Origin of the sequence: Domibacillus sp. A3M-37 (genome assembly GCF_024213455.1) — a bacterium.
GTDB classification, from domain to species: domain Bacteria; phylum Bacillota; class Bacilli; order Bacillales; family Domibacillaceae; genus Domibacillus; species Domibacillus tundrae.
Genome location: NZ_JANAVL010000002.1, coordinates 330525 through 342877, shown reverse-complemented (window position 1 = coordinate 342877; position 12353 = coordinate 330525). Strand labels below are relative to the sequence as shown.

Genomic DNA, 12353 nt, shown 5'->3' with positions numbered 1-12353 from the left:
TTTTCAAGACAAACGGCCGCTTTTTTTTGTTAATTCGGCCATTACAGTATATAAACGATCGGCAGCATCACGGATTCCAAGACGTTTTGATTCTTCTTTCATTTTCAGCAGCTGCAGCTCATTCATAAGGATAGCGTCTAGTTCCTTGACGAGCAGCTGGCTCGTTAAATCTTTCTCCAGAAGCAATACAGCAGCATCTCGATCCGTCAAAGACCGCGCATTTTTTTCTTGGTGATTGTTCGTTACGTAAGGACTTGGAATTAAGATCGATGGAATGCCAAGCGCCGTTAATTCTGCAAGTGTTGTTGCGCCTGCTCTTGCAACGACCAAGTCACAAGCCGCCAGTACGTCCGGCATATTGTGAATAAACGGTTCAACTGCGACATTATTAGGCTTTCCTGCCGTTTTTAACATATTGGCTACATGCTCATAATGAACATCACCTGTTACATACAGCACCTGGTACTGACGGTTTGCTAAATCCTTCAGCGCACCCGTTACCGCATCATTAATTGGACGGGCACCGCGGCTCCCACCGAAAATTAACACGGTTTTTCGATTGGATTGAAATCCATACTTCTCCAGTATTCCGGTTCCGTTCGCTTTCATCACTTCAGATGCACGTGGATTGCCGGTAAGTATGGTTTTTTCAGCAGGAAAATAAGCTTTTGCCTCCTCGAAACAAACCGCGATTTTGTCAACGTACCTGCTTAAAAATTTGTTTGTCAGCCCTGGTACACTGTTTTGTTCGTGAACAATCGCCGGGATACCCATTTTTGCAGCGGCGTATACGACTGGTCCGCACACATAGCCTCCTGTTCCAATCACGACATCCGGCTGAAATTCTTTCAGCATTTTTTTGCATTCATTAACGCCTTTTAAAAAGCGCATGATCGTTTTCACATTTTCAAATGAAACCGCCCGTCGAAACCCAGTAATATCAATTGACTTAAAAGGGATGCCTTCACGTACAACAAGCTTTGATTCAAGCCCCTTCTCTGTTCCGATATATAAGAAAGATGTGTCCGGATGTTTCATTTTAATCATTCGAATAAGTGCGAGTGCCGGATAAATATGTCCGCCCGTTCCCCCGCCGCTGACCACTATTTTCAATTCTGTCACCTCAATACGTCTATTGGCAGCTTTATATTGCTTAAATCAGCAGTCCAATGCATTTTCATCTTAAATCAATGCGTCGCGAGAATCAAATATTATCTTGAAAAAGCAGCAAAATTCCTTCTAAATTACCGCATATGCCGGCTTGCACTTAACACGATACCCGCAAGAGCAAGCGTCATCGTCAACGAAGATCCGCCATAGCTTAAAAATGGCAGTGTAACACCGGTTACCGGAAGAAGGCCTGTTACCACACCTAAATTAATGAAAGATTGTAAACAGATCATGCCTGTCAGGCCGAACACGAGCAGCATGCCAAACGGATCGTCCAGCCGCATGGCGATGTACACCCCCCGCCAAATAAGCAAAAAAAACAAAAGAATAATCCACACTGCACCGATAAAACCTGTTTCTTCTGACCAAATGGCGAAAATAAAATCCGTTTGCGGCTCTGGCAGATAATAATACTTTTGACGGCTTTCCCCGTACCCATGACCGAAAAGACCGCCGGGGCCGACTGCATAAAGGGATTGAATAATTTGGAATCCGCTTCCGAGTGGATCTGACCAAGGATCCAAATAAGCGGTAATTCGTTTCATTCGATATGGAGCCGATAAAATCAGCAAAACCAACCCGGTTATAGCCGAAGCACCGATTGTGACAAAAAAATGAATAGGTGCCCCTGCACTAAATAATAATATGAGCGCCGTTCCACCCATAACAGCTGCTGTACCAAGATCTGGCTGCAGCATGATCAATCCAAAAGCAGCGCCAATAACGACAATCGGAAGAAATAGTCCTTTCCAAAACAAATGAATCGTTTTTTTTCGTTCAGAAAGTGCAGCAGCTAAATAAAAAACGAGTGCCATTTTCATCCATTCAGACGGTTGAAACGATAAAGAACCGACACCAATCCAGCTCTGTGAACCATTTCGAATCATTCCAACTCCTGGAATAAGTACGGCAATTAGCAAGACAAAAGCAAGAATGAGCGCCTGTCTTGAATACTGTTTCCATACCCTGTAATCAAAGCGCGAGCAGATGATCATCACCACCACCCCTGCTCCGGCGAATATGGCTTGTCTTTCTACAAAATAAAATGAATTCCCATAATTAAATTGGCCCCATACTTCCCCGGCACTTGCGACCATAAAGAGACCGCTTCCCGTCAACAACAAGACAAGCAGCAAAAAGAGTTTGTCTGTCCCGTGAGTAATAACGGCAATGCCACTCCTTTCAAGCGCAATTAAAAAACCGGAGCCAAAATGGCCCCGGCTCTTTCTTATAACGTATTCACGCAGTCAATAAATATGTCTCCACGCTCTTCAAACGTTTTATATTGATCCCAGCTTGCACAAGCCGGCGATAAAAGAACGACGTCCCCTTGTTCAGACAGTGCCACTGCTTTTTTAACCGCATCGGTCATGTAATCCGCTTTTTCAACCAATTGAATTCCGGCTTTTCCCGCGGTTTCTTTCCATTTTCCCGCCGTCTCACCAAAGGTGACGACCGCTTTTACTGCCTCTAAATATGGAAGCAAATCATCAAAGCCATTGCCTCGGTCCAGTCCTCCCGCAAGTAAAATCACCGGAGAATCAAATGCCGTCAGCGCACTTTTTGTCGCGAGTGTGTTTGTCGCTTTTGAATCATTGTAAAATTTCCGGCCGTTCCATTCACGAACAAACTGCGTGCGATGTTTAACACCCGAAAACGTTTTAAGAACATGCACAATCGCTTCATTGGAAATGCCGGATAATTTCACCGCTGCAATCGCCGCCAAAATATTTTCAAGGTTATGACTGCCCGGCAAAGCAATATCCGCTACAGGCAAAATGGCTTCTCCTTGGAAATAGGCCATTCCCTCTTCAACATAAGCACCATTTTCCACTTTTTGATGAACAGAAAAAGGAATGACATTTGCCTGGCTTGCACCAGCCATGGACAGCAAAGCCTCTTGATCGGCATTAATAATTAAAAAGTCTTCATCTGTCTGGTTTTTCGTAATGTTCATTTTTGCACCGGCATACTCTTCACGCGAGCCATGGTAGTCTAGATGCGCATCATAAATATTCGTAATGATGGCAATATGCGGACGAAATTCCTGAATGCCCATCAGTTGAAAAGAAGAAAGCTCAATGACAACATGATCTTTCGGCGTGGCATGTTGAACGACCTCAGAAGCTACTTCGCCGATGTTGCCAGCAAGCACGGTCCCTTTGCCGCCTTTTTTCATCATTTCATCAATTAATGTCGTCGTTGTCGTTTTGCCGTTTGTACCGGTAATACCGATAAATGGCGCTTCAGAAATAAGACCGGCCAATTCCACTTCTGTAATCACCGGCAGTCCATCTAACACCGCTTTTGATATAATCGGGTTTGAATAAGGAATGCCTGGGTTTTTCACCACAAGCTCAAAGCCTTCATCAAGCAATGTCACTGGATGGCTTCCGCAGATGACTTTCATTCCTTCCGATAAAAGCGAACGAGCTGCTTTGTTTTCTTCAAGAGGCTTACCGTCATTGACGGTCACATCCGCGCCAAGCTTTTTCAATAATAATGCTGCTGCCAAACCGCTTTTTGCAAGGCCTAGCACAAGCACTTTTTTTCCATTAAATTGATCAATCTGTTTCATGTATTCCATACTCCAATCCATACACCAATCGCTGCAGCAACAACACCGACTGACCAAAATGTCACAACGACGCGCCATTCAGACCAGCCGCCCAGTTCAAAATGGTGATGCAGCGGGCTCATTCTAAAAATTCGTTTTCCTCTCGTTTTAAACGACCAAACTTGTAAAATAACCGACATCGTTTCTGCCACAAACACAATGCCGATCAGCAGCAGCAAAAATTCAAATTTCGTTAAAATGGATAAAACAGCAATTGCCCCTCCAAGCGCCAGCGAACCTGTATCTCCCATAAACACGTGGGCTGGATACGCGTTAAACACGAGGAAGCCAATAATCGCCCCAACAACAGAAAATGCAAAGATAGCTGTTTCATCGAGCCCCTGGCTCCAGGCAATCACCGCGTAAGCACCAAACGCAACGGAGGCTGTCCCGGATACAAGTCCATCGAGACCGTCCGTTAAATTGACGGCATTAGAAAAGCCGACGAGCCAGAACAGGACAAATAAGGCATATAGGATGCCTAAATCAAGCGAAAAAAATCCAAACGACAGCTCTGTTGATAAGCCGTGCTGTGCATAAATAACATAAAAAATAATCGAAATAATAATTTGCCCAATTAATTTTTGCAAAGATGTCAGACCGAGGTTTCGTTTCATCACAACTTTAATAAAATCATCTAAAAAACCAAGGAGCCCAAACCCGATCGTTACTAACAAAAGCAGTGTCGTTTCTGTACCAATCGAACCGAGTAACTGTACAAAAAACAGTGTTGTAACCACAATGGACAGCAAAAAGACGAGCCCCCCCATCGTCGGCGTACCTGATTTTTGCTGATGGGACTGTGGACCTTCCTCTCGAATACTTTGCCCAAATTTCAACCGCCGTAAAAATGGAATAAATAACGGGGCGATGATGAGGGTGATGAAAAAAGAAACAGCAATAACTAATGCGATTTGCCATTCATTCATATCTGTCCACCTTCCTTTTGAAGAAGTGCTTCTTTTGCCATTTCCCGGTCATCAAAATGAAAAACATCTTTACCAATGATTTGATATGTTTCGTGACCTTTTCCTGCAATAACCACAGCATCACCAGGTTCAGCAGCTTCAATCGCCTTAAAAATTGCCTCTTTCCGATCTTCAATCACCGTATACTGCTCGTCTGGCACTCCTGCTCCCATATCAGCTAAAATCACTTTTGGATCTTCGCTGCGCGGATTATCCGACGTGAAAATTGCTTCATCCGCATAACGACATGCAGCTTGCGCCATGAGCGGACGTTTCGTTTTATCCCGATCACCGCCACAGCCGGCAATTGCAATGACACGTCCTTTCGTCAACGGACGAACTGTTTGGAGTACGTTTATGAGACTGTCAGGTGTGTGTGCATAGTCAACAATAACAGAAATATCCTGGTTATTTGGAACAATCTCAAACCGGCCGGCGACGCCTGTCACGCTTTCAAGCGCTTTTTGAATTGTTTCCGGCCGGACCTTTGATACAAACCCGGCCGCAAAAGCAGCCAGCATATTGTAAACATTAAAACGGCCTGCTAATTTTGATTGTACCTCAACTGTACCGCCTGGATAGTCAATTGTAAAAGCAGTCCCTTCAGATGTAAGTCGAATATTCTTCGCTTTAATATCCGCTTTATTATCAATACCGTACGTAACAATATGTGCCGCTGTCATCGACTTGTACACAGTCGATGCCCTATCGTCTGCATTTAAAACAGCAAACGCCAGGCTGTCGGAATGAACGACGTTGCCGAGACGCGCAAATAAAAGTCCTTTTGCTGTTCGATACTCTTCCATCGTTTTATGAAAATCAAGATGATCTTGTGTTAAATTGGTGAAAACCGCCACTTTAAAAGCTGTGCCGTTTGTTCTTCCCTCCTGCAATGCATGAGATGACACTTCCATTACCGCCGACGTGACATTGGCCCGCTTCATTTTTGAAAATGTTTTTTGAAGCGTTAAGCTTTCCGGTGTTGTATTTTTCGTCTCAATTGTTTCATCACCAATTTTCATGTACATCGTTCCGATCAAACCGGTGGTTTCCCCGTTAGCACGCAATATCTGTTCAATTAAGTGGCTCGTTGTTGTTTTTCCGTTCGTTCCTGTAATCCCGATCAAATGAAACGATTCGGTCGGGTAATCATAGAAATGCGCCGCCAAATGTGCCATTGCCCGCTTTGTCTCGGACACATAAATGACCGGCACAGACACGGTAATAGGGCGTTCCGCTACAATAGCTACGGCTCCTTTTCGAACAGCTTCTTCCGCCGCCTCATGACCATCAAACGTAAAGCCTTTTATACAGATAAATATTGATCCCTCTTGAATAAGACGGTGATCGTTTTCAATCGAAGTAATCGCCGGGTTTCCAGCTTTATCTTGCTGATAAAATGGAAGCGCTGCGAGCACAGTTGATAAATCCACGTTTTTCAATCCTTTCTCTTCTTAAAACACTATGTACAATTCCTGCGATTTCTATTGTAACGAAAAAAAGCCGCCGATGCGAATGCTTTTCAGCCTGTTTCGACCATTTTTGGCGGCATTGAGTTATTTTATTTTAAGAAAACACGCACTTTGCTCCCTCTTTCCACTTTAACGCCTTGTTTTGGGGACTGGGAAGCGACGGTATTACCCGTCCCTTCAATGACAATATCGATATTGATCAGCTGCTCCTTTAATTTTTCTTTCGATAATCCGATCAAATTCGGCACACTGACGAGATCCGGATCGTTCCATGTTTTTTCTTTTTCGAGCTGATTCATTTGTTTTGGCACATGAAGCAGCGGCAAAATGTCCTCCATCATCTTCCCAACAATCGGTGCCGCCACGGTGCCGCCAAACTGAACAGTGCCTTTCGGATTATCAATCGCCGTATAAATAACGACTTTGGGATCATTAGCAGGCGCAGTACCAATAAATGAAACGATATGGTTGTTTTCCAAATAGCGCCCATCCTTTGCTTTTTGTGCGGTTCCCGTTTTTCCGCCAACGCGGTATCCGTCCACAAACGCATTTCGTCCTGTTCCTTTTGCCACAACACTTTCAAGCGCACGCCGCACTTCCTTTGATGTTTCTTCAGATATGACTTGGCGCACTTTTTTCGGTTTATGAACGGCTTCTGTTTTCCCTGTTACAGGGTTTGTCCAGCTTTTCGCCACAAATGGCTCATATAAAATGCCGCCATTTACCGCTGCTGAGACAGCTGCTACTTGCTGAATGGGTGTGACGGCAACTCCTTGTCCAAAAGCTGCAGTCGCTGCTTCTACCGGTCCTGCTGATTGTTCAGTAAATAAAATACCACTCCCTTCACCATATAAATCAATGCCTGTTTTCTCTCCAAATCCGAACTTGCGAATGTAAGTAAAGAGTTTTTTTTCACCTAAGCGGGAACCGAGTTCAACAAAGCCCGGGTTGCACGAATTCTCGACTACTTCAAGAAACGTTTGATGGCCATGTCCTTCCCGTTTCCAGCAGCGCAGCCGCGTCCCATTTACTTCCACATGACCCGGATCAAAAAAATGATCCTGATCAAGATCAACCTCTTTTTCTTCCAGCGCAGCTGCCAGTGTAATGATCTTAAAGGTAGATCCTGGTTCAAATGTGCTCCATACCGGCAAATTCCGATTGTATATGTCCGGATCATATTCATTGAATCGGGCCGGGTCATATGACGGGCGGGATGACATCGCGAGAATAGCACCTGTATTTGGATCCATCGCAATGCTCATCGCTGCATCAGGCTTGTACGTTTTTTCCGCTTGATCAAGCTCTCTTTCCATCACCGCTTGAATGTCTGCATCAATGGTCAACTTCAAATCCATTCCATTAACTGGTGCTTTGTAATCATTTGCAAGTCCAGGCATCTGGTTTCCTTTTGCATCGGTATACATTTGAATAGAACCCAGTGTTCCAGATAGTTTCTTATCATAATATGCTTCAATGCCGGCGAGCCCTTGATTATCCGCGCCCGTAAATCCGATAATGTGGGCGAGCCGGTCTTTTAGTACGTAATTTCGGATCGAGTCCTCCCCAACCCAAACTCCTTTCAACTGAAGATCTGTTACAGCTCGTGCTGTTTCAGCCGATAAATGCCTCCCTTTTGAGGAAAGACGTTCGATGGATGAACGTTTTGTCATCCGTTCATATAAAACGGACTCTTTCTCACCAAGAACAGCTGCAAGCTTCTCAGCAGCCTGTTTTGGGTCATCAATTTGAGCAGGAATGACATAAACCGTTGGTGCATTTTTATTGCCAACAAGAATATCTCCCTTGCGATCCAGGATGAGGCCACGCTCCGGTTCTGCAGGAATGCTTCTTCCCCAAAGTTCTTCTGCTTTGTCCGTCAATTCACCTCCATTTACCAATTGGATATAACCCGTGCGGACAATTAAAGCCGAAAAGGCCACAAAAGACAAAACGAGTATCCAAAACATTCGAACCCGCATCATACACACTCCTTTTCTTCATGATCATATGCAGCATGAAAAAAAAGTTGACAAAAAAAAGGCTGTCTCAAATTCAAAGTGCCTGGCACTCTTGAGACAACCCTTTTTATTCTTTACCCGGATTGATCTGACTCTTCATTCGCTTTTTTGTTTGCTTCTTCAGCACTTCCTGGCTTTTCAAGCTTAATGATCAGCTTTTGACCTTCTTTTATTGCGTCGTCTGCTTGAATGTTTTGCGAAATAACATAACCAGAACCTGAATAGCTTACTTTGAGCCCGACACTTTGAGCTACTTTCATTACATCGCGGATCGCCCAGCCGGTCATATTCGGCATCGTCCATTTATCAGATGTCAGCAACACTGCTTTTTCACCTTGAAGCAGCTTTTCACCGGCCGCCGGCACTTGCTTGACAATTTCATTGCCAGTGCCAATAATAACCGGATCCACACCGGATGCCGCATACGCTTCACGCGCTTCAAATGTTTTCTGGCCAGTAAAATCTTTCAGTTTAACCGTTTGAGACGTGATCGTTTCATCCGGCTGTATATTTAAATACTGCAGGCTGTTACGCATCACTGGATTAAAAATTTTTGAGACAGGCGCCGAGCCGGATTCATTGTCTAATTTCGGCTGCGCAACAGCTGCATACACGATCAGTTCTGGATCATCTTTCGGCGCCATGCCAATAAACGAGAATAAATAATTGTTTGTTCCTGTTAAATACCGCCCGTCTTCCCCTACTAACTGTGCAGTTCCTGTTTTCCCGGCTATATCGTACCCTTCAATATGATACGGTTTCCCGGTGCCATGTTCAGCTGTGATGACCGTTTCAAGGATGTCTAGTGTTTCAGCAGCTGTTTCTTTAGAAATCGGCTCACCGACAACCTCTGGTTCTGTGTTCACCATTGTTTTACCGGTCGTATTATCAATAATTTTGTCAATAATATACGGCTTCATCATTTTCCCGCCGTTTGCGATGGCTGTTGCCGCTTGGAGCATTTGCATCGCATTGACGGTCGATCCTTGACCAAATGCAGTCGTTACTTGTTCAAGCGGATAATTGAACAAAATGCTTCCCGACGCTTCACTTGGCAGTTCAATGTCTGTTTTTTGGCCGAAATGGAAATCCTCAAGATATTGCCTGAATACACTAGGGGTCATTTCTTCGAGCATATTGGCGATGGCGACGTTTGAAGACCGCTGAATCCCTTCTTCATACGTAATTTCACCCCAGCCGGCACCTCCATTATGATCTCGAATACGATTTGGTCCAACGCTGTATGTTCCAGATTTATAAGTGGCCTCCGGATTAAACACGCCTTCTTCAATTGCCGCCGCCAACGTAAAAATTTTCATCGTTGAACCCGGCTCATACGAATACTCGACAAGATCATTCATCCAGTTTATGTCAAGCCCTTCACGTGTGCCTGGATGAAACGTCGGCCGCTGGCTCATCGCCAAAATTTTGCCCGTTTTTGCTTCTGCTACAACGGCAAAAGCTTTTGCAGGATTGTATTGGGCTTCTACTTCATTCAAAGCATCCTCCATAAACGTCTGAATTTTAGAATCAATGGTCAAATACATATGATCGCCATCTTCCGGCTCAGCGACCATTTCCTGCTTTTCTGGAAGTAAATAGCCCCACAAATCACTTGTATAGCGAATTTTCCCATCTGTTCCCTGCAAATACTTCTCATATGATTTTTCGATGCCCATTTGACCTTCCGTTTCAAATGTGATATTCGCATTTTTGTCTTCTTTTTCAATTTGCTGTGTAAAGCCAATTAAGTGCGACGCAAATGTCCCATTCGGATAAAACCGTTTCGCCTGACGAATAAATGTAATGCCAGGCAGGTTCTCTTCTTCAATTTGCAGCTTAACACTATTCGACAAACCACGTCCGGCCTTTCCAAATTCCACCTGAAACGGATCTCCATCTTTTTTTAGCCGCGCCAATATATCCGCTTCATCCATATCAATGTATTTCGCTAATACTTTGGCCGTTTTTTCCGGATCTGTTACGTGATTTGGAGACTCCGGATTTGTCGTAACGGAATCATCCAAAATTGCGGCAATTGTAAAGGAAGTTGCATCCTCTGCAATGATTTCACCATTTGTGTCATAAATCGTCCCTCTCCTCGCTTCAAGGACATCGGTGCGCATATATTTTTCGAGCGCTTCGTTTTTTAGTTCATGTCCATCTGCTTTTCCCGTTGCCTGAATATAGAGGACTCGTGAAAATAAGATAAAAAAGAGGAGGGCGAACCCAATGTACAGGATCGCAGCTCCTATTTTTCGATTGTTTCTATTTTCCATCATTTCGGTTCAACAACCTTAATATTTTGATCACTTAAATCCAGTCCCATTGCTTTCGCACGTTCCCAAATTTTTTCGTATGTGCTTTCTTCACTAATTTGAACTTCAAGGTCATGGTTAACTTTTTCCTGTTCCTGGATCTTTACATCCATGTCTTGAATTTGTTTGTTCGTTTCATAAATGGCCGCCTGTGTCGAAATGAGCTTGGCACACATAAAGCAAACGGTTAACACAACAACAAGAAACAAGACTTTTTCTCCCGGTGTAAAAAACTGCCTGCTTACCTTCCGCTGCTTGACGGGAGCCGTTTTTGGCTGGTTAACAACTGGCTGTTTCGCTGTATTGTTCATTTAGATTCCCCCCCCTAAACGGTTCCTTTTCTTTTTTCTGCAATACGCAGCTTGGCAGACCGTGCACGGTTATTTTCTTCTAGTTCTTCTTCTGTCGGCACAATTGGTTTTCTGGTGACTAATTTTAAAACGGGTTCATATTCTTCAGGAATAATCGGCAACCCGGGCGGCAGTTCCGGACCTGTAGATGCTTCTCTAAAAACCGTTTTGCAAATGCGGTCCTCAAGCGAGTGAAATGTAATAACACTGATCCGGCCGTTAATACTTAATAAGTCAATCGCATCATGAAGCGAGCGTTCAAATACGCCAAGCTCGTCGTTTACGGCAATCCGAATGGCTTGAAACACTCGCTTAGACGGATGTCCGCCTTTTCTTCTTGCCGGCGCCGGAATGGCATCTTTTATTAGTTCCGTCAGCTGACCCGTCGTTTCAATTGGCCTAATCTCTCGTGCGGCTTCAATTTTGCGGACAATCTGCTTAGAAAATTTTTCTTCCCCGTACTTAAAAAAAATGCGGACAAGCTGTTCAAATGACCATTCATTCACAACGTGGTACGCCGACAATGGAGCACTTTTATCCATTCGCATATCAAGCGGCGCGTCATGGTGATAGCTGAATCCTCGTTCTGGTGTATCGAGCTGCGGCGATGAAACACCCAAGTCATACAAAATGCCATCAACTTCCGTAACGCCTCGTTCATGAAGCTCTTCTTTCACATGCTCAAAGTTGCTTTTTATAAATTCAACACGATCAGCAAACGGCTCAAGCCGTTTTTTTGCATGTTTGATCGCGGTTTCATCCTGATCAAATGCGAACAATTTCCCGTCAGGTCCGAGTTGCGAAAGCAAATACTCACTATGGCCTGCTCCGCCAAGCGTACAATCTACATAAATTCCATCAGGGCGAATATTCAGCCCGTCGACCGTTTCACGAAGCAATACGGTCGTATGATTAAATTCCATTTTCTTATCAGTCCAATCAACGTTATAAATCAAAATCAGTTAAATTTTCAGCAATGTCTGCGAATGAGTCCGCTGACGCTTCCAAGTACTCGTCCCACTTTGATGCGTTCCAAATTTCCATCCGATTTGAAACACCAACAATGACACATTCTTTCTGAAGCAATGCGTAGTGCAAAAGCGGATCAGGAATATTTATTCTCCCCTGCCGGTCAAGTTTACAGTCATTTGCGCCCGAGAAAAAAAAGCGGGTAAACGCACGCGCATCTTTTTTTGTCAGGGGCAAAGTGGAAAGCTTTTCCTCCAGCACTTCCCATTCATCAAGCGGGTAAACAAATAAACACTCGTCCAGGCCACGCGTCACAATAAATGTTTTGCCGGCATCACCACGAAATTTCGCTGGAATAATCAACCTGCCTTTTTCATCGATTGAATGACGGTATTCTCCCATGAACATGACGCGTCCCCACTTTCTACACTAACTTTACCACATCCCCCCACTTTGCACCACCCATTT

The 12353-nt window shown here is 44.3% G+C and carries 10 protein-coding genes; all 10 read right to left on the bottom strand.

The window, feature by feature from the left end; genetic code table 11:
- Positions 1-3: 3 nt before the first annotated feature.
- Positions 4-1113: an undecaprenyldiphospho-muramoylpentapeptide beta-N-acetylglucosaminyltransferase gene (murG, locus tag NLX67_RS05865; RefSeq protein WP_254310825.1), complete on the bottom strand. Its 1110-nt coding sequence runs from the start codon at positions 1111-1113 to the stop codon at positions 4-6.
- Positions 1114-1244: 131 nt separating this feature from the next.
- Positions 1245-2333, bottom strand: a complete 1089-nt coding sequence (ftsW, locus tag NLX67_RS05860; protein WP_046179647.1) for a putative lipid II flippase FtsW — start codon at positions 2331-2333, stop codon at positions 1245-1247.
- 65 nt (positions 2334-2398) lie between these two features.
- Complete coding sequence (gene murD, locus NLX67_RS05855; protein WP_254310707.1) at positions 2399-3748, bottom strand: UDP-N-acetylmuramoyl-L-alanine--D-glutamate ligase; 1350 nt, start codon at positions 3746-3748, stop codon at positions 2399-2401.
- Complete coding sequence (gene mraY / locus NLX67_RS05850) at positions 3745-4716, bottom strand: phospho-N-acetylmuramoyl-pentapeptide-transferase (protein ID WP_046179649.1); 972 nt, start codon at positions 4714-4716, stop codon at positions 3745-3747. Before mraY ends, murD begins: the two co-directional genes overlap by 4 nt.
- Positions 4713-6188 (bottom strand): UDP-N-acetylmuramoyl-L-alanyl-D-glutamate--2,6-diaminopimelate ligase, encoded by a 1476-nt coding sequence (locus tag NLX67_RS05845; RefSeq protein ID WP_254310824.1) that lies wholly within the window; start codon positions 6186-6188, stop codon positions 4713-4715. The genes mraY and NLX67_RS05845 overlap by 4 nt, the downstream gene beginning before the upstream one ends.
- A 128-nt stretch (positions 6189-6316) precedes the next feature.
- Positions 6317-8212: a stage V sporulation protein D gene (locus tag NLX67_RS05840; protein ID WP_483863872.1), complete on the bottom strand. Its 1896-nt coding sequence runs from the start codon at positions 8210-8212 to the stop codon at positions 6317-6319.
- 110 nt (positions 8213-8322) lie between these two features.
- Positions 8323-10530 carry a penicillin-binding protein gene (locus tag NLX67_RS05835; protein ID WP_305882021.1) on the bottom strand — a complete coding sequence of 736 codons (2208 nt, stop codon included), beginning with the start codon at positions 10528-10530 and terminating at the stop codon, positions 8323-8325.
- Positions 10527-10877 (bottom strand): cell division protein FtsL, encoded by a 351-nt coding sequence (ftsL, locus tag NLX67_RS05830; RefSeq protein WP_046179652.1) that lies wholly within the window; start codon positions 10875-10877, stop codon positions 10527-10529. The genes NLX67_RS05835 and ftsL overlap by 4 nt, the downstream gene beginning before the upstream one ends.
- A 14-nt stretch (positions 10878-10891) precedes the next feature.
- A complete protein-coding gene (gene rsmH, locus NLX67_RS05825; protein WP_046179653.1) occupies positions 10892-11839 on the bottom strand; it encodes a 16S rRNA (cytosine(1402)-N(4))-methyltransferase RsmH in 948 nt (315 codons plus the stop codon).
- Between the two features lie 22 nt (positions 11840-11861).
- Entirely contained in the window at positions 11862-12293 is a 432-nt protein-coding gene (mraZ, locus tag NLX67_RS05820) for a division/cell wall cluster transcriptional repressor MraZ (RefSeq protein ID WP_254310706.1), read from the bottom strand.
- Positions 12294-12353: the final 60 nt, after the last annotated feature.